The organism is Rugosimonospora acidiphila, from assembly GCF_039543385.1.
GTDB classification, from domain to species: domain Bacteria; phylum Actinomycetota; class Actinomycetes; order Mycobacteriales; family Micromonosporaceae; genus Rugosimonospora; species Rugosimonospora acidiphila.
Genome location: NZ_BAABJQ010000012.1, coordinates 170,730 through 187,604, shown reverse-complemented (window position 1 = coordinate 187,604; position 16,875 = coordinate 170,730). Strand labels below are relative to the sequence as shown.

Here is a 16,875-nt window from a genome sequence, read left to right as displayed (position 1 = left end):
CTTCCCGGTCGAACATGTGTTCGACTACGGTCGGAGGCCATGGAACGGCGCAAGCACTGGTGGAACGGCAAGTGGGGACGGCTGGCCCGGGAAGACATCCTGCTCTCGGAGGACGCGGGCATCTGGTGGGTGGAGGCCCGGGAGGGCGGGGCCGAGGGCCGCAGCCGCTGGTTCGAGTTCCGGGATGAAGACCTTGCGCTGGACTGTGCACGCAATTTGATCAGCAATTCTCCGTTTGAGAAGTGGCGGGAGTTGCCGGTCGGCTGAGCGATCCCGGATTTCGGACGGGCGGGCCGGTCCGCGGCGTCGATGGGCCGCGGGCGCCCGCCGTTCTCACCCGGAGCGGCACGTCTGGCACACTGGTGCCGGGCATCGCGCCGGCTCGACCGGTACGGGTGCCCGCCGCGTGGGCGCCTCGGATCGATCGAGGTATTCACCCGGCCTGGGAGGGTTCGCCTAGTGGCCGATGGCGGCGGTCTTGAAAACCGCTATGGGTGGTGACACTCATCGTGGGTTCGAATCCCACACCCTCCGCCCGGGAGCAGCGGAGATGGCCACTGACCAGCCAAAATGCCGGACAGAGGCCATCTCCGGTTCAGGTCTGCGAGTCCCATACAGTCTCACCGGTACCCGCTCAGACTCGCTTACCGTGTCGGATGCGTGTCGGCGGGCCGCTACTCCCCCGCTAGGTCGACGAAGTCGAATATCCGCTGTGGCGGTCCACGCGCGGCGGATGCGGTCGGGGTCGGTGGTCGCCCGCGGCTCCCACCCGACGTGTCCCCCGGCGGCCGGGCAGCGCGGGTCGCGGCCGGTGCAGGTGTCGGGGGTGTGGTCGGGAACGCGGGTCGCTTGTCGTCGGGGCGTAGCGGGATCACCGGCCAGCCTTGACCGGCGGCGTCCAACGCGGCGGCCAACATTCGCGTGGTGTCACTCATGTCGATGGTTCCTCCACTGTGGACGGTGTTGGGCACAGAGTCGACGGGTTCGGGGTGAGGAAATCGCGCAGTCGGGATTTCCGGGTGCTCGTCCCTTGGCTGCGCCGGCGTTCGCCGAGGTCGGGCTGGCACAGGTGGGTGACCCGGTCGCCTGCCCCGGCGCACCAGTCGGGGTGCTTGCGCGGGTTCCGCAATATCGGGCGCCCCGGTGCAGGCGGTACAGGTGGTTGAACATCCAGCGGCCCGCGCGTAGGCGTAGGCCGGTGCCGCGGTCGCGGCCCCGGTCACCCCACCACCGCCACGACGTCTGCCGCATCCGATGCTTGTCCAGGTCCAGCCAATCCCCGGTCCCCGGGTCGTTCAGCAGCGCCCGTGTCGCATGCGCGTTGGCGATGGCCGTCCGGAGACCTTCTGCTGGTCAACGGATTCCGATCGGCTCTTTAAATCTGCTGCCAGGGCGCCACTCGTCAGCCGCTCCCACACCAAGCGGGCAAAACCCCGACCGCCTCGGGTGCTCTCCGGGCATGTCTTGGTGTGGCGGACATCCGCTAGGATTCCGTGCCTAGCGTCCGTTCCTTTTCCGCCCGCCCTGGAGTCTGGCTTGACGCGATCTCGCCTGCTCTTGATTATCAGCCTGATAGTGGCAGTTACGTTCGGAGCGATAGTAGTCCTGATGCCGGGCACCAGCGCCAAGCTCTTCGGCAACGCTGCGCAGGCAAAAGCGACATCGAGTCCACGCGCCAAGATGGCGATGCAGGCCGCGCCTCCGCCACCGACCCTGAGGGCTGGCCCGGTAACGGCCCCGGCCACACCGGCCTTCGAGCGATTCGGCTGGGCGTTCATGGACCTACGCACAAACCAGTTGGCCGGGTCGAGCAACAAGGACACCATGCCCAACACGACTGAGTCGATGATCAAGCCCTGGCTTGCTGCAGATTATCTGAGTCGTCTGGGCAACGAACAACTGAGCGCCGCGATGCGGCAAACGATCACGTCGATGATCGAGGACAGCAACGACGAGGCCGCGAACACCGTCTACAAAGCAGACGGCGGCCTGGCATCGATCAAGCGACTCATTGCCACGTGCAAACTGACGGAGACCGAACTCGGAGCGAGCTGGAGCGAAACCCGAATCACTCCGGCCGACGCGGTGCGCTACGGCAAGTGCATCGCCGACGACACGGCCGCGGGTCCGACATGGACGCCTTGGCTGCTGGACAAGATGAGGCACGTCGAAGGCAGCGTGAAGGACAACACGCCGTCGAACGTGACGATGCAAGGCGGGCACTGGGGGATCGTCGACGCTCTGCCGGAGTCGCTCGCGGAGGAGACCGCAATCAAGAACGGCTGGACGTACATCTATGCCGATTCACGCTGGCACATCAACTGTCTCGCCATCAACCCTGACTGGATACTCACCGTAGAGATGCAGTTTGCCGGTTCGCAAACGTATGCCGGCCTACAGCAAGGCGCCGATGCTTGCGCCTCCGTCTCACGTCAGCTCCTCTACACGCCGGATGTCTGACGCGACACCCCTGACCACAAGGCCGGTCGGATGCGTGTCGTTGATCGCGGCACGGTTGGAAAACCTCCTGGTCGGCGCGTTGCGCTCGCGCTCTTCGTAAATCTGTCGCGAGAGCTACGGGAGATTCGAACCCCCAACCCGCCACCAGTTCGCGAAACGGCCCCTGATTATCGGTGTCACCGATGTGCAACAATCGATGCCGCCACGACCCCGATCGATCGGAGCAGTGTGGAGCCTGTCCAACGGGGAGCGCCGCAGGCGCCGCGCGAGCCGTTCTGGCGATCGATGGCCGGTATGATGACCGCCGGGGCCGCGCTAATCACCGCTTTGGTAGGCGTCGCTGCCTTCATCTACCAGGTCAGCGGCTCGAACACCGGTCAGCCTGCCACGACCGGTCCCGCCCCGGCCAGCGTGCCTCCGGCAGCCGCCACCGGGCCAGCGATCGCACCCAGCACCGATACTGCGTCGGCACCTATCGCCACCGACGACGCCGGTTCCGGGCCGTTTACGGTGCTGTTCAATAACAACGGTGTGGACCTCGACGCCGACCCGCCGAGCGTAGCCGGCGGGTCCGATCCGAGCATCGACATCTACGACGGCGCCGGGTCGATCCAGAGCTACCCCATCTGGTCCGGCCTGGCGAAGTGGACCCAGCCGGGAAACCCTGGCCGCGCCGACTGCTTGACTCTGCTCAACGGCTTCGCGACCGTCAGCGCCGCCTATATCAAAGGTAGCCAGTTCTGCGTGCGAACACGAGACAACCGGCACGTTGCCCTCGTGGAATTCGTCGAACCGACAGACGGCGGCTGGAAAATCCGCGTTACTGTCTGGCCAGGTGCCGCCGCCTGACGGCGATGAACATCCCTCCGGCGTTTTGCGACATGATCAGGGATGGCATGTCGCGAGGCATTCAGGCGGCAGTGGCTGAGTGTCCCGGCGGCAATGACAGCCCCGAAGCGGGAGGTCGTAGCCCTGCCCAACGTCGAACTATCCAGCCTTCAGAGCACCGGTCCGCCGAGTCGAATACGTGTCGTCACCAGCGCCGGCCAAGGCCTCCGTGCAGGTCACAGCGCTAGTGACTGCGCTCTTGAGAACCGCTATGGGTGGTGACACTCATCGTGGGTTCGAATCCCACACCCTCCGCTCCGACCTCCTCGATCAGGCTTCGGACCAGCGCAAACGGCTCCCGCAGGCGGTGTCGTCGCGACGGTCGTACGTCTCGCTACGTCTCACTGGAGCTTGCGGTCGCTCGCTGTTCGGGGCGTATCAGGGGGAAGCGGATTCAGGCCATCCTTGATCGGCCTCCTGCCATCAGGCGCTGAGCCGTCGTCAAGGTTCTCGGGGGCGTATTGGCGTCATGCGCGGCGGCGGGTCGATGCCCTACGCGGCGCGCCACGCGTCGAGGTGGCCTTTCCGGCCGATCGGCCGATCGGCCGGTGCGGCCCCGTCGGCGTGCCGGGCAGTCGATGGAACCGGGCTCAGCGTCGGACCAGCGGGAGGGCGGCCCCGGGGCCCCGGTGGGCTGGATCCGGGTCGTAGGGCCGGGAAGCGCTACGCGCCGGTCGCCCGCACCTCGGGCCGGAACGGCTCGTGGTTCATCCAGCCGTTTCGGGCCACGATGCCGACCTCGCGGTCCGGGCCGACCTCGACCTCGATGCGGCCGGTGCCCAACGCGGTGGATGCACCCCGGTAACGCGTGAAGGTCTCCACCGCGTGCCGCCCGGCGGCCACGTCGACCCGCAGGGGCCGCTTCCAGCGCAAGGTGTACTCCTGGCCGTCGATGCGCGCGTAGGGCCGCGCGAAGGGAACCAGGAGGCAGGCGTTTACCCAATGTGGACGGACCACGACCCGCAGAGAACCGCTCGTCGACACCGCGTCCACCTCCCCTCACCGCGACCATATCAACTCGTGCTTCGCTTGGTCCCGCTGAGGCTTTCGCCCCACCTTGACGGACGAGCACACCCCGGACCACGCCCAACCCATTGGCGATCCACTGTGGACACATAATCACGTGCCCTGTTTCACAAGATTTGAGCCAATGGCGGCCTCTATGCCACGATGCGTTCATCAAATCCCGCTGACCGATCGGCTGTAGAGGCGAAGATGCTGGAGCAGTACCGGGAGTTGTTCGCATCGATCCGCAAGAGCCCGCTGCTGTACCTACCGAGGGCCGATTATCCAAGCGTCGTCGCGTTTCTGGAGGGATGCGACCAGGGCAACGCCCGCACGCTGCTCACCGGCTTCCGGGAATGGCTGGTCACCCGCATCGGCTGCGGCAACAACCTGGTCTGGTGGAGCCTCGCCGCTCACCTCACCGAGCCGGTCGGCCCCAAGAATTTCCTTGAGCTGGAGCCCGAACTCGATGCCCTCGCCGTCGATGGACTCTGCCAACTCCTGGACGAATTCCTCGCCCTGCGCCAGGAACCCGACGGCCTGGCCAGGATCTACGCCGCCTACCACGAATGGACGCAGGCCCGTCACCGCGAAGGCTGTCGCGCGTCCGGTAAGCCCACCTGCCCCATGGTGCCGTGGCCACAGCCCGCCAACCCGCTGCCCGAGCCCGCGCTCGACGTGCTTCAGGCGAAGGAGGTCGCGACCGCGCCGTAGCACGAAGGGCGGATCGAAACCACAGCACGAGGGCGGGTCGAACCCACAGCACGAGGCCGGGCCGAACGCCACAGCACCAGGCGGGCCGAACACCACGCACCGCGCGACGCCGAGAGGGGCGGTCTCGCCGAGGTCCTCGGCGAGACCGCCCGCGTCAACCGGCGCCGCTCACACCGCGATGCGCCCGCCGTCCACCGGTACCACCGCGCCGTGCACGAAGCTCGACCGGTCGCTGGCGAGGAACGCGATGGCGTCAGCGATCTCCTCCGGGCTGCCGGGGCGCCCGGCCGGCCCCTCCGCCGCGAGGTGGTCGAGGTTCTCACCCAACGGCGCGGTGCCCTCGGTACGGGTCGGCCCCGGGCTGACCGCGTTGACCCGCACGCCGGACGGGCCGTACTCGGCGGCCCAGGACTTCGTCAGCAGCACGAGCGCGGCCTTGCTCGCCCCGTACAGGCCCATGCCGGCCTTGCCGAACTCGGCGACCATCGTCGTGACGTTGATGATGGCGCCCTTGCCGCGCTTGGCCATCCCGGGCGCGAGCCGCGCGACGAGGAAGTACGGCACCTTCACGTTGAGGTTGAACACCGAGTCGAAGTCCGTCTCAGCCATCTGGTCGGTCGGGCCGAACGGGAAGACGCCGGCGTTGTTCACCAGGATGTCCACCTGCCCGACCAGTCTCTCGGCGCGGGTAACCAGCTCGCGAGCGGAGGCCTCATCCCTCAGGTCGGCGGCCACGAACGACGCCTGGCCACCGGCAGCCCGGATCTCCTCGACCACCCGGTTGCCCCGGGCGGCGTCGCGGCCGGACAGCACCACGTGCGCCCCGAGCCGGGCCAGCGCGACGGCCGCGGCCCTGCCGATCCCGCTGGTGCCGCCGGTAACCAGCGCCGAGGTCCCCGTCAATTCTGACGTCATGATTCTTTACTCACCGTTCTGTCGCATGACCAGCTACTTCGGCCGGCGCCGCCACGGCCTTGGCACTGGGCGGCGGATCGACCGGTGGGTGTAAGCCACGCGGGCATCAAAGGCTTCCGAATCGGCGATTCAGGCATCTTATGGTCGCCATAAGGACAATCGGCACTACCGTGCTACGCGGCTCTCCAGGCAGGCGACGAGCTTGCCGAGATCCCGGCGGGTAGAGCTGGCCGGCCACACCGCCCAGGTGCGCCGGACGATCGGGTGGCCCACCAGCGGGCACCAGACCACGGTCGGGGGCAGGGGCTGCGGCCAGTCCGGCGGGGCCAGGGCGAAGGCCTGCCCGGCGCTCACCGCGGCCAGTTTGACCTCGGCGATCAACGCCTGCCCCTCGGGTGCGGCCGGGCCCAGGTCCAGGCCGTGGCTGCGCAGGATCGCGGTGAGCTCGTCGTACCAGGCCGGGCTGCCGGAGCGCGGGAAGCTGAGCCAGTCGAGCCCGGCCAGCGCGTCGAGCCGCACCCCGTCGGGGCCGGCGAGCCGGGCGGCGTGATCGGCCGCCAGCAGCACCCCCAGCCGCTCCGCGACGACCAGTACCGCGTCGAACTCCTGGCCGGGCGGCCGTTCGCGTACGAGGCCGACATCCAGGTCACCGGCGTGCAGGGCGGCGAACTGCGCGGAGGTGGACAGGTGGCGGGCCTGTACCCGGGTGGCTGGATAGCTCTCGGCGAGTTCGGCGAGCGGGCCCGTGAGCAGGTCGGACGGCAGTTCCAGCGGGATCCCGAGCCGCAGCACGCTGCCGGCGGCGGGCGTGTGCCGGGCCACCGCCGCCACGGCCTGGTCGTGTCGGGCCAGCACGGCACGGGCCTCGGTGAGCAGGGTCATTCCGGCATCGGTGACCTGCACTCCGGTGCTGCTGCGAATCAGTAGTTGGACGCCCAGTTGGCGCTCCAGCGCGTTGACGGTCTGCGAGAGGGCCGGTTGGCTCACGTGCAGCCGGCGCGCCGCGGCGGACAGCCCGCCCTCCTCCACGATCGCGACGAACGCCCGCAGCTCCCGCAACTCCATACGCTCATCGCATCACGCGCGGGCGGGGTGGAAGCAAATTCCGGCGATAAGCGGGCCGAGCCGATCACCGCGCGGCTCGGCGGGCCGGCCGCGAACCGGTCACGGGCATCCGGTCGGGGAGGTTACCGCGGTGGTTGGTTGCGTTGGTCGCGTTGGTCGCGTTGGTCGCGTTGGTCGCGTTGGTTGTTCTGGCGGACGATGAACGCCACCACCCCGGTGACCACCAGCAGGACGAGCAGGCAGCAGCAGCCGAGAAGACTCAAGTGCCACGGCTTGATAGCGGACATGCGGCCATGGTAGGCCCGGTCCGCAATTCCAATGATCGATTTGCATCGTCCACATTAGAGGGTCGGACGACACGGAGATGGCGGCCGCCCGGAGGCGTCCGCCATCGGTGCGGCGGGTGTTCAGTTACCGGGGAAATTCGAGGACTGGGCGCCGGTCGTCGCCGGGTCCGGCCGGCCCACCGGCGCGCCCGAAAGCGTCAGGCCGGCCCTGCGCGCCAGCAAAAGGTTCTGCACCCCGAGCGTGACCGCCAGGAAAATCAACACCTCGCCGCTGCCCTCGGGGGCGTGCAGCACGGAGCCGAGGGCGGCCATGCCCACCCGTACCAGCACGGTGGCCAGCCACAACACCATCGTCCAGCGGGTACCCCGCGTGTAGACCACCCCGCCGCGCCAGCTGATGTGCTGCGTGGCGGCCCTGGCGGCACCGGAGACCGCACCGATCACCAGACCCGTCGCCAGCAGGACGAGCGCGGTGGCCGAGTCCAGCCGATGGAACAGCGTCTTGTCCGTGACCAGCCCGATCACGATCAGGATCAATGGCATGGCCAGCATCCGTCGCGTGGTCAGCTGCCGTTCCGCCATCTGTCGGCGGATCACCCAGACCAGCACGAGCAGCGCGATGATGCCGTCGACCAGTCCCTGCTGCAACCCGTTCATGTCGGAAACACTCCCCAACCTCGTTCGCCAACGCCAGCAACGGTACTGGTCATGGGCATGGGAGAGCGCCGGAGCGTGGATGGAAACCGGCCTCCACCCACGGGTGGAGGCCGGGCGCGACGACGGTCGCGAAAAGGCGGAGAAGCCTTCGGGGGTACCGGGTCAGTGCTTGTGCGTCTCCTCGAGCTTCAACGCGTTGCCGATGCCGAAGAAGGTCGGCGCCCAGAGCCCGACGTAGATTCCCCAACGGTCGGCCCGGTCGGTGCCGGCGCGCTCCGCCTTCTTGGAGACCATCCAGGACCCGATGGACATCGCGATGGACGCAGCTCCCGCCATGTACGCGATCGAGCTGGTAACACCCATCTCTTGCAACTTCTTGATCACGAGACCCCCTCATGTATACGGTGCCCCATCGCAGCTACCCACCGTAGTGACTGGTAATCCCCATTCCCCCGTACCGTCACCCGACCGCACCGGCGGCAGCGGGCCGCGCTACTCCCCTCGGGGGACGGATACCGGGCCGTCACCCGTGCGGCGTAAGGGATCCAGGCCGCGACTTCCGTCCCCGGAACCGCCCAAACGCGTGCCTCCGACCTTGTACTCTGTGCTCAAGACCAAACGCGTCAAGCGTTCCTATTTCACGTAGAGTGTCGCCCCTTCCGCATCCGCCACCTCTCCGTCGCCTGGGAGACCCTCGCTCCGACCGGACCACGCCCCGGACGAGCACAGATCGACCGACACCTGGAGAGTCCCTCGTGAAACCGCTACACCTGAGACTGCTCGCCTGCGGCGCCGCCGCGACGGTGCTGGCCGCGGGCATGGCGCTGGGCATCGCGATGTCGCCCAACGGCCCGCTGTCGCATCCCAGCCACAGCGCCGACCGACCCGATCGGGGCGCGCCCTCCGCACCGGGTCGCGGAGCCCCTGGCGTGCCGACCGCCGCCCAGCTGCTGGCCAAGACGCGCGACTGCGATCCGGTCTCGCGCGGCCGGTACGCGATGCGGGAGGGCGGGCGCAAGAAGGTGGCGGTGTGCCAGACCGACTCGGTCTACTACTGGACGTCGGATATGGCCATCGACTGCGACGGGGTGCCGACAGACGAATGTAATCCGGACACCGACTCGTCGTTCTCCGAGGGAACCAACTTCGAGACCTCGACCGGCGACTACTTCACCGCCGACCTCACGCGCTACTTCGTGATCCCGCTGCCCAGCTACCGCTTCGACTACGAGGAGGCCGGCATCGAGCCGGGCTGCGTCGCCGCCGTCATCTACCAGAACCAGGTGGTGTACGCGGTCTTCGCCGACCTCGGTCCGGCGGACATCATCGGCGAGGCCTCGTACGCCACGGCGGAGGCCCTCGGCGTGGAGACCGATCCCAGCGTCGGCGGCACCGCCGGGCCCGTCACGTTCATCGTGTTCCCCGACGCCGTGCCGGACCCGGTCGAGGAGAACTCCGTCATCACCCGAGTCGGCATGGCCGCCGCGAGGTCGTTCCTGGGCACGAGCGAGCCGGCCCCGGCCGAGCCGGCCCGGACGACCGCCAGACCCGCCAAGCGCACGGCCGTCGAGGCGGCCCCCGGCGCGACCGGCACCGTCGCGGAGGCGGAGGAGGCGGAGGTACCGGCACCATGAGCCACCGGTGGCGCCCGAGTGAACCCGTACCGCCCCGCGTACGTGACGGTAGGCAGGTGCTGGCCACGTACGAGCGACGTCCACCGGAGGGGGTTGTGTGCGCAGACAACGGCGAATGATCGGACAGATCATCCAGGAGCGGATCACCACGCTGTCCAGGCTGTCGCGTCGCGAACTCGAGCAGTTGCTCGGACGGCCGGCGGAGCATCTGGTCATGGGCGAAGACGAGCGGCCATACCTGATGACGTCGGTGGTGATGCGACGGCCGGACGGTGCCATCTGGGCGCACGTCTACGTGGCCACCGGCGGCTGGGACGAGGCCGATCCGGTGATCAAATCGGCGGCGCTGACCAGTCCCTAACGGAGGACGGGCCTCCTCCGATCGCGCCGCGGCGCCGCCTCCCCGTTGGGCGCCGCGGCGCGATGACCTCGCCACGGCACGGGGCCCTCGCGAGACCGGGCGGTCAGCGCCCGAAGAAGTCTCGAGCCCAGCGCGCCAGCGGCGATTCGGAGTTCGGGCCCTGGCTGCGCACCTTGATCTCGCTGAAGTACCCGTTGACGCTCACCCGGATCAGCGGCGTGCCGGGCAGCCGCGGCACCGGCGCCAGTTCGATGGCCTTCGCGCTGAACACCGCCGAGCCCTGCAGTTCAACCTCGACGCCCTCCGGCACGATCACCTTGAAGCTGCCGAACACGCAACGCCCGGTGATCTCCACGACATCGGCGTCGGTCTGCACCTCGCGCAGGTCCAGCAGGGAGTCACCGAACACGGTGACCGCCCGCAGCGAACGCGGTAGCCGCCACCGGCCGATCCGCTTACTCTCGCCGAACACGCAGGTGACCTGCTGGACGGTCTGGTTGGAGCCCACGAGCGGCGCCGGGGACAGGTCGCTGGTCGTGCGCTCCAGTTCCGTCGACGTGTCGGCGGACCAGACGGCGCCGACCCGGACGGTGAACTCCTCGAGGGTGAGCCGGCCGTCCCCACAGGCACGCTGGAGCAGTTCGGCGGCCCGTTCGCGATCGACGTCGGAGATCGGGGTGGACATGGTCCGGAAGATTACTCGCCCCGCGCCGCGCATACACGCGCAGCTATCGCGGCCGGCGTGCCCGCTCGCGGCCGAGGATCCACAGCGCCTCCACGCCGTCCCGCCAAGTGATCTTCTTGCCCTCCATGCGGGAGCGGGCCCGGTAGCTGATCGGCACCTCGTACGGGCGGATGTGCCTGCGCAGCAGCTTGCCGGTCACCTCGGCCTCCATGCCGAAGCCGTTGGACCGGATCTCCAACGACCGGTACAGCCGCACCGGCATCAATTTGAAACAGGTTTCGAGATCGCCCAGGTAGCAGTTGTAGAGCATGTTGGCGGCAGTGGTGACCGCCTTGTTGCCCACCACGTACCAGAAAGAGAACGAGCTGTGGCTGCCGAAGGTACGGTTGCCGTAAACGACTTCGGCCCGGCCGTCGAGCACCGGATCCAGCAACCGGGGAATGTCCTGCGGATCGTATTCGAGATCGGCATCGAGAATGACCATGAATTCCCCGACGGCGTTCGCCACGGCGGTCCGGATCGCCGCCCCCTTGCCCTGATTCCGCTGGTGGGTGACCACCCGGATTCTCGGGTCATCGAACGCGCCGAGGATTTCCGACGTGCCGTCGCGGCTGCCGTCGTCCACTACCACCAGCTCGGCCTCGCAGGGGTAGTCCACGTCCAACGCCTGTTTGAGGGCGTTAGCGAGTCGAGCCTCCTCGTTATACACCGGCATCAAAATGGATAGCTTCACGGCGAACTCCGGGTATCGGTTACAAGCTCGGAATAGACTACGTCCTCATTGGCGTCCGGTCATCCAAAGGCCATGGCGCAACGACAGATCGTCATAATCATCGTTTCTGTGCTCGTGCTCCTGGGGCTGCTGCCGGCCGCGACGTACGTGCTGGCCGGGTACGCGCTGCGGCCCGCCGGCGAGGTCTTCGCGCCGTTGCGCCTGGCGCTGGTACGGGCGGCGGTGCTCATCGGCGCCGTGGCGGCGATCCTGGTCGAGGGGCTCGGCGCGGCGCACGCTCTGAGGCCGCGGTACCTGGTGCTGACCTGGTCGATCGCGACGCTGCTGGCCCTGGCGGGGGCGGCCACACGGTATCTGCGGGACGGCCACCCGCCCGCCCTCGGCGAGCGGATACGGCGGGCCTGGGCGGGCATCGGGCGCCCGGAACGGATCATGGTGGCGGCGCTGGCCGTGGTGTTCGTGGCCGAGTTGCTGATCGCGGCGGTCTCCCCGCCCAACAACTACGACTCGCAGACCTACCACCTGCCCAGGATCGAGCACTGGGTGCAGCAGCGGGACGTCGACCTGTTCGCCACCCGGATCCACCGGCAGCTGACCCTGGCGCCCGGCGCGGAGTACCTGCTGCTGCACCTGAGGCTGCTCACCGGCGGCGACGCGCTCTACAACCTGCCGCAGTACGCGGCCGGGCTCGGCTGTGCCCTGGTCGCCTCGCGGATCGCCGGGCAGTTGGGCGGCTCCCCGCGTGCCCAGGTGCTGACCGCGTTCCTGGTCGGCACCACGCCGATCGTCGTGCTGGAGTCGACCAGTACCCAGACCGATCTCGTGGTGGCCGCCTGGGTCGCGTGCGTGGCCACCCTGGTCCTGGATGAGCTGCGCCGCCGCACCGGCCCGACCGGCGTGGCCCTGCTCGGCCTGGCCACCGGCCTGGTGGCGCTGACCAAGGAGAACGGCCTGCTCGCGGCCGGGCCGCTGCTGATCATCTGGGGAGTCGCCCAGCTGCGTCAGGACGCACCGCGCACCCGGTCGGCGCGGGCCGGGATAGGTCCGGCGGTGCTGCGTTGGCTGCGGGTACCGGTCCGCACCGTCGCGGCCACGGTGGTGATCCTGGTGCTCGCCGGCGCCGTCGCCGGCCCGTTCCTGGCCCGGATCGCCGGCGAGTACGGCAACCCGCTCGGCCCCGTCTACCTACGCGACTCGATCTCGATGCAGCGGCACGACGCACCATCCGTCCTGGTCAACGCGCTGCGGATCGGCCACACCGCGCTGAACACACCGCTCGACCCGCTGGACGACGCGGTGGCGCACGGGATCGAGCGGCTCTCCCGGGCGGTGGGCGTCAACCCCAACGATCCGGAGATCACCTTCTGGGGTTCGACCTTCCCGACCAGTGCGTGGCACCCGGACGAGGACAAGGCGTCATTCCCGGTCGAGGGGGCGCTCGTCCTGCTCGGCGCGGGTTTCCTGGTGGCCCGCCCGGCCAGGCGGGTACCGGGCCGGTACGCGGTCGCGGTGCGCGCGCACGCGGCGGCGTTCTGGCTGGCCCTGATCCTGTACCTGACGACGATCAAGTGGCAGCCGTGGGGCAACCGGCTGATCCTTTACCTGCTGGTGCTGGGCGCGCCGCTGGCCGGGCTCTGGCTGGACGCGGTGTTCCGGCGCCGCCCCAGCCCCAAAAGCCGGGCCAGCTCCCCGGATCGGCCCAGTTCGCCGGATCGGCCCAGCTCCCCGGATCAGCCCAGCTCCCCGGATCGGCCCAGCTCGCCCGATCGGGGCGGCGTCGGGCCGGGAGGCGCCGGCCGGCGCGCCGCCTCCTGGCTGGCGGTCGCGGCGCTGGTGGTCAGCGGGTGCGCCGGCTGGCTCACCGTCGGGTACGGGTGGCCACGCCGGCTGGTCGGCACCGGCTCGGTGTTCACCGTGGACGACCTGCAGGCCCGGTTCCAGCGCCGACCCGGTTGGCGGGCCGGGTACGAGTGGGCCGCCGCCGCTGTACGGGCCTCGGGCGCGCACCGGGTGGGACTGGTACAGAACTCGGACACCTGGGAGTACCCGTGGTGGATCCTGCTGCCGGGCCGCCGGATCGAGGCCGAGCAGAGCCTCGTGCCCGACCTGCCCCCGGTGCGGTCGAACCAGGTGGACGCCCTGGTCTGCGTCGAGACGCCGGCCGTGTGCGGGTACTACGTGCCGCCCGGCTGGCGGCTGCACATGCGCGGCGACATCGGCTACGCCCTGCCCGACGGCCGCTAGACCCGCCTGGACCGGCCGCGAAGGGGGCTCAGGTCAGCGTGGCCAGGTCGCTGAGCAGCACGTTGGACAGCACCGCGCCGTCGGGCCGGACCTGGCGCAGGTACCACGTCTGCAGCGGCGTGCGGTTCTGGTTGAACTGCCAGGTGCCCCGCGGGCTGTCGATCTCACCGATCTGGGCGATCGCCGCGTTGATCGACTGCGGGCTCAGGTCGTTCCCGGCCAGCCCCAGCGCGCTGGTCAGCACGGCGCCCGCGTCGTACGAGGCCATCGCGTACGTGCTCGGGTCCTTGCCGTAGGACTTGCGGTACTGGGCGGCGAACAGCTGGTTCGCGTCGTTGTCGAGGTCCGGCGAGTAGTTCAGCGACGTGAAGACGCCGTCCGCGGAGCCGCCCTGCTGCTGCAGCAGCACCGTCTCCGTCATGAATCCGGGGCAGTAGAGCGTGACGTCGTGCACCTCGCTGTGGAACGCCTTGATGAACTCGGCCGCTCCCGCGTCGGCGAAGTACGCGAACACGGCGCTCGCGCCCGATTCGCGAATCTTCGACATGGCCGAGCTCAGGCTGGTCTTCGGCGCGCTGTACAGCGGCACCACCAGCGGGTCGTCCGCCAGCTCGAACTGGTCGGGGGTGTCCTGGTAGGCGCCGACGAATCCGTTCACCTCGTCGCGTGCGCTGGGCGAATCGTCGGAGATGACGAAGACCTTCTGGTTGCCCTTGACGTTCTCCGCGACGTACTCGCCGAGCGACTCACCCGGCTCGTTGTCCACGTAGCAGGTCCGCCAGATGTACTTCGGGCTGCTCAGGTTGAGCGGTGAACCGTTGGTGCCCAGCAGCGGCACCTGCGCGGCCTCGATCTGGTCGCGCAGCGCGCTCATCGTGGCCGCGCTCGCGATCCCGGTCAGCACCTGGGCGCCGTCCTGCTTGATCAGCTTGTCGAGCGCGTTCTTCGCCACGTCCCCGCCGTCGCCCTCGTCGGCGATCGTCAGGTTCACCGGGTGCCCGGCCAGCTTGTTGCCGTTGAGCGCGAGGTAGAGCTTGAAACCGTTGGTCAGGTCCTCACCGATCGCCTTGTTCGCCCCGGTCCGCGGCACCAGCATCCCGACCCGAATGGGTGCGGAACTGCCCGCCGATGACGAATTCGAACCGCAGGCGGCCAGTGCGGGAGCGGCGATTCCGGCGGCACCGGCGGCTGCGAGTAAGCGCAGGACATCTCGTCGAGCTAGCTGGACCACTTTGCGCAGTTCCCTTCCGCCACCACGGTGATCATCTCTCGCGGTACCGCTGGGGACCACGCACGTTCGCGTTCCTATCGCCTTTGGTGGGCCTCGTCAACCGACCGCAGCGTACCGCAGGCGCAGACAATCACCGCCCCACGGTGGCGCGCACCCGATCCGCGTGACACCGGTCCCCGAGACAACCGCGCTAGCCTCGCCCACGTGCGGAAAAATTCAACGGCGCGACCCGTTCCCGCCACCCGTCAGGGCGCGGCGGCACCGGCGCCGATGCCCGAATTTGGCCGCGGGCAACCCGATTCGATGGCTCAGGCGGGAAATTCGCGCCGGTGGGCGGAAATCAACGTCCGTATTCGGAAATCAACGTCGGCGGTGTGAATTGACCGTCACACCGGATACTGGTCGAGGTTCCACGACGGGACCGGACAGGACCCGTACCCGCGTGGCGGCAGTAGGGAAGGATGAGGGCATGACCGACGCCCCTGAAGAGAAGCACACCGTCGTGGTGGTCGGGCCGGACGGCCAACCGGTCGGCACGATGAACCTGCCGGAGGACGGCGAGGTCGACCACGAGGACCCGTCGGCCCTGGTCGAGCAGCCGGCGAAGGTGATGCGCATCGGCAGCATGATCAAGCAGCTGCTCGAGGAGGTGCGCGCCGCGCCGCTCGACGAGGCGGGCCGGCAGAGGCTCACCGAGATCCACCGCCGCTCCATCCACGAGCTGGAGGACGGGCTGGCCCCCGAGCTGCGCGAGGAGCTGGAGCGGCTGTCCCTGCCGTTCGAGCAGGGCACGCCGTCGGAGTCCGAGCTGCGGATCGCGCAGGCCCAGCTGGTCGGCTGGCTGGAGGGCCTGTTCCACGGCATCCAGGCGGCGCTGGTCGCGCAGCAGATGGCGGCCCGCGTGCAGCTGGAGCAGATGCGCGGCCGGCCCGCCCTGCCGCCCGGCGTCATCCCCGGCCTGGCTGGTCCGGGCGGCGCTCAGCCCACCGACGGAGGCAGCCGCACCGGCCAGTACTTGTAACCCCCCGGCCGTAGGACAATTGTCCCGGCCAATCACGGATCGCTGATTCTGCCCGGCCGGCGGCGCCGTCCGTAGCGTCTCTCGCATGAGTGACGCAGTGAGGCTCCACGAAGTCTCGAAGAGCTTCGGGGACGTACGCGCCGTCGACCGGCTCGATCTGACCATCGCCGAGGGTGAGACGGTCGCCCTGCTCGGACCGAACGGGGCCGGCAAGTCCACCGCCATCGGGATGATGCTGGGCCTGTCCGGCCCCGACTCCGGAACCGTCGAGCTGTTCGGCACCGCGCCGCGCCGCGCGGTGGCGGCCGGCCGGGTCGGCGCGATGCTGCAGGACGCCGGCACGGTGCCGAACGCGACAGTTCGCGAACTGGTCGAACTGGCCCGCGCCCTGTATCCGGGCCCCCTGCCCACCGACCGGATCCTGCGCACCGCCGGCCTCACCGAGCTGGCCAACCGCCGGCTGGACAAGCTGTCCGGCGGCGAGGCGCAACGCGCCCGGTTCGCGTTCGCGCTGGCCGGAGACCCACGGCTGCTGGTGCTCGACGAGCCGACCGCGGCCATGGACGTGTCCACCCGGCAGCAGTTCTGGGACGCCATGCGCCGGTACTCGGCGGCCGGGCACACCGTCCTGTTCGCCACCCACTACCTGGAAGAGGCCGACCAGTACGCCGACCGGGTGGTGGTGGTCGCCCGGGGCCGGGTGGTCGCGGACGGCTCCGGAACACAGATCAAGGCCCTGACCGGCGGCCGTACCGTCGCGTTCGACCTGGCCGGCGAGGCCACCTCCGGCCTGGACCAGCTGCCCGGGGTTCGGGCGGTGCAGGTGCGCGGCGACCGCGCGAGCCTGCGCAGCGACGACTCCGACGCCACCGTGGCCGCCCTCGTCCGCAGCGGACGCTGCTTCGCCAACCTGGAGGTCACCGGTGCCGGCCTCCAGGACGCATTCCTCGCCCTGACTTCCGCGGAGGCCTGACC

The 16,875-nt window shown here is 69.2% G+C and carries 18 protein-coding genes, 1 tRNA gene and 1 pseudogene; 10 read left to right on the top strand and 10 right to left on the bottom strand.

Annotated features, from left to right (window positions below; all coding sequences use genetic code 11):
- The first annotated feature begins 39 nt into the window (after window positions 1-39).
- Entirely contained in the window at window positions 40-267 is a 228-nt protein-coding gene (locus ABEA87_RS21285; RefSeq protein WP_345632034.1) for a hypothetical protein, read from the top strand.
- A gap of 178 nt (window positions 268-445) precedes the next feature.
- A tRNA-Ser gene (locus ABEA87_RS21280) sits at window positions 446-534 on the top strand.
- A 177-nt stretch (window positions 535-711) separates the two neighbouring features.
- On the opposite strand, the pseudogene ABEA87_RS21275 reads toward ABEA87_RS21280, so the two are convergent.
- Window positions 712-1,013, bottom strand: a pseudogene (locus ABEA87_RS21275) (bifunctional DNA primase/polymerase); the annotation flags it as partial.
- Window positions 1,014-1,608: 595 nt separating this feature from the next.
- Here ABEA87_RS21275 and ABEA87_RS21270 point away from each other — a divergent pair.
- A complete protein-coding gene (locus ABEA87_RS21270) occupies window positions 1,609-2,460 on the top strand; it encodes a hypothetical protein (protein WP_345632033.1) in 852 nt (283 codons plus the stop codon).
- A 228-nt stretch (window positions 2,461-2,688) separates the two neighbouring features.
- Window positions 2,689-3,309, top strand: coding sequence for a hypothetical protein (locus ABEA87_RS21265; protein ID WP_345632031.1), 621 nt, complete (start codon window positions 2,689-2,691; stop codon window positions 3,307-3,309).
- A gap of 702 nt (window positions 3,310-4,011) precedes the next feature.
- Here ABEA87_RS21265 and ABEA87_RS21260 read toward each other — a convergent pair.
- Entirely contained in the window at window positions 4,012-4,341 is a 330-nt protein-coding gene (locus ABEA87_RS21260; protein ID WP_345632030.1) for a hypothetical protein, read from the bottom strand.
- A gap of 222 nt (window positions 4,342-4,563) precedes the next feature.
- Between ABEA87_RS21260 and ABEA87_RS21255 the strand changes: the two genes are divergently transcribed.
- The gene (locus ABEA87_RS21255; protein ID WP_345632028.1) at window positions 4,564-5,067 is read left to right on the top strand and encodes a hypothetical protein; all 504 of its coding nucleotides are present in this window, start codon (window positions 4,564-4,566) and stop codon (window positions 5,065-5,067) included.
- Window positions 5,068-5,235: 168 nt separating this feature from the next.
- Here ABEA87_RS21255 and ABEA87_RS21250 read toward each other — a convergent pair whose 3' ends face one another.
- The 5 genes from ABEA87_RS21250 to ABEA87_RS21230 form a co-directional block, all read right to left on the bottom strand.
- A complete protein-coding gene (locus ABEA87_RS21250; RefSeq protein ID WP_345632026.1) occupies window positions 5,236-5,982 on the bottom strand; it encodes an SDR family NAD(P)-dependent oxidoreductase in 747 nt (248 codons plus the stop codon).
- A gap of 165 nt (window positions 5,983-6,147) precedes the next feature.
- On the bottom strand, window positions 6,148-7,047 hold the full coding sequence (locus tag ABEA87_RS21245; RefSeq protein WP_345632024.1) for a LysR family transcriptional regulator: 900 nt from the start codon (window positions 7,045-7,047) through the stop codon (window positions 6,148-6,150).
- Window positions 7,048-7,169: 122 nt separating this feature from the next.
- Entirely contained in the window at window positions 7,170-7,334 is a 165-nt protein-coding gene (locus ABEA87_RS21240; RefSeq protein ID WP_345632022.1) for a hypothetical protein, read from the bottom strand.
- Between the two features lie 120 nt (window positions 7,335-7,454).
- Window positions 7,455-7,991 (bottom strand): hypothetical protein, encoded by a 537-nt coding sequence (locus tag ABEA87_RS21235; protein WP_345632020.1) that lies wholly within the window; start codon window positions 7,989-7,991, stop codon window positions 7,455-7,457.
- 162 nt (window positions 7,992-8,153) lie between these two features.
- The gene (locus ABEA87_RS21230; RefSeq protein ID WP_345632018.1) at window positions 8,154-8,375 is read right to left on the bottom strand and encodes a hypothetical protein; all 222 of its coding nucleotides are present in this window, start codon (window positions 8,373-8,375) and stop codon (window positions 8,154-8,156) included.
- 371 nt (window positions 8,376-8,746) lie between these two features.
- Here ABEA87_RS21230 and ABEA87_RS21225 point away from each other — a divergent pair, with 371 nt between their 5' ends.
- Window positions 8,747-9,625: a glycoside hydrolase family 75 protein gene (locus ABEA87_RS21225; protein ID WP_345632016.1), complete on the top strand. Its 879-nt coding sequence runs from the start codon at window positions 8,747-8,749 to the stop codon at window positions 9,623-9,625.
- A 115-nt stretch (window positions 9,626-9,740) separates the two neighbouring features.
- Window positions 9,741-9,986, top strand: coding sequence for a hypothetical protein (locus ABEA87_RS21220; RefSeq protein WP_345632014.1), 246 nt, complete (start codon window positions 9,741-9,743; stop codon window positions 9,984-9,986).
- 103 nt (window positions 9,987-10,089) lie between these two features.
- On the opposite strand, the gene ABEA87_RS21215 is transcribed toward ABEA87_RS21220, so the two are convergent.
- Complete coding sequence (locus ABEA87_RS21215) at window positions 10,090-10,671, bottom strand: DUF1707 SHOCT-like domain-containing protein (RefSeq protein WP_345632012.1); 582 nt, start codon at window positions 10,669-10,671, stop codon at window positions 10,090-10,092.
- Between the two features lie 43 nt (window positions 10,672-10,714).
- Window positions 10,715-11,404, bottom strand: a complete 690-nt coding sequence (locus ABEA87_RS21210; RefSeq protein ID WP_345632010.1) for a glycosyltransferase family 2 protein — start codon at window positions 11,402-11,404, stop codon at window positions 10,715-10,717.
- 72 nt (window positions 11,405-11,476) lie between these two features.
- On the opposite strand from ABEA87_RS21210, the gene ABEA87_RS21205 reads away from it, so the two are divergent.
- Entirely contained in the window at window positions 11,477-13,648 is a 2,172-nt protein-coding gene (locus tag ABEA87_RS21205) for a hypothetical protein (protein ID WP_345632008.1), read from the top strand.
- Window positions 13,649-13,676: 28 nt separating this feature from the next.
- Here the strand turns inward: ABEA87_RS21205 and ABEA87_RS21200 are convergent, their stop codons facing one another.
- Entirely contained in the window at window positions 13,677-14,879 is a 1,203-nt protein-coding gene (locus tag ABEA87_RS21200; protein ID WP_345632006.1) for an ABC transporter substrate-binding protein, read from the bottom strand.
- 469 nt (window positions 14,880-15,348) lie between these two features.
- On the opposite strand from ABEA87_RS21200, the gene ABEA87_RS21195 reads away from it, so the two are divergent.
- Together ABEA87_RS21195 and ABEA87_RS21190 are read left to right on the top strand one after the other, a co-directional pair.
- Entirely contained in the window at window positions 15,349-15,900 is a 552-nt protein-coding gene (locus tag ABEA87_RS21195; RefSeq protein ID WP_345632004.1) for a bacterial proteasome activator family protein, read from the top strand.
- A gap of 85 nt (window positions 15,901-15,985) precedes the next feature.
- Window positions 15,986-16,873, top strand: a complete 888-nt coding sequence (locus ABEA87_RS21190; protein WP_345632002.1) for an ABC transporter ATP-binding protein — start codon at window positions 15,986-15,988, stop codon at window positions 16,871-16,873.
- Window positions 16,874-16,875 lie beyond the last annotated feature (2 nt).

Excerpts from the sequence above, each read along its gene's own strand:
- ABEA87_RS21285 (WP_345632034.1), top strand. The coding sequence starts at position 40 with ATGGAACGGCGCAAGCACTGGTGGAACGGCAAGTGGGGACGGCTGGCC.
- ABEA87_RS21270 (WP_345632033.1), top strand. The coding sequence starts at position 1,609 with ATGCCGGGCACCAGCGCCAAGCTCTTCGGCAACGCTGCGCAGGCAAAA.
- ABEA87_RS21255 (WP_345632028.1), top strand. The coding sequence starts at position 4,564 with ATGCTGGAGCAGTACCGGGAGTTGTTCGCATCGATCCGCAAGAGCCCG.
- ABEA87_RS21250 (WP_345632026.1), bottom strand. The coding sequence starts at position 5,982 with ATGACGTCAGAATTGACGGGGACCTCGGCGCTGGTTACCGGCGGCACC.
- ABEA87_RS21245 (WP_345632024.1), bottom strand. The coding sequence starts at position 7,047 with ATGGAGTTGCGGGAGCTGCGGGCGTTCGTCGCGATCGTGGAGGAGGGC.
- ABEA87_RS21240 (WP_345632022.1), bottom strand. The coding sequence starts at position 7,334 with ATGTCCGCTATCAAGCCGTGGCACTTGAGTCTTCTCGGCTGCTGCTGC.
- ABEA87_RS21235 (WP_345632020.1), bottom strand. The coding sequence starts at position 7,991 with ATGAACGGGTTGCAGCAGGGACTGGTCGACGGCATCATCGCGCTGCTC.
- ABEA87_RS21220 (WP_345632014.1), top strand. The coding sequence starts at position 9,741 with ATGATCGGACAGATCATCCAGGAGCGGATCACCACGCTGTCCAGGCTG.
- ABEA87_RS21215 (WP_345632012.1), bottom strand. The coding sequence starts at position 10,671 with ATGTCCACCCCGATCTCCGACGTCGATCGCGAACGGGCCGCCGAACTG.
- ABEA87_RS21205 (WP_345632008.1), top strand. The coding sequence starts at position 11,477 with ATGGCGCAACGACAGATCGTCATAATCATCGTTTCTGTGCTCGTGCTC.
- ABEA87_RS21195 (WP_345632004.1), top strand. The coding sequence starts at position 15,349 with ATGACCGACGCCCCTGAAGAGAAGCACACCGTCGTGGTGGTCGGGCCG.
- ABEA87_RS21190 (WP_345632002.1), top strand. The coding sequence starts at position 15,986 with ATGAGTGACGCAGTGAGGCTCCACGAAGTCTCGAAGAGCTTCGGGGAC.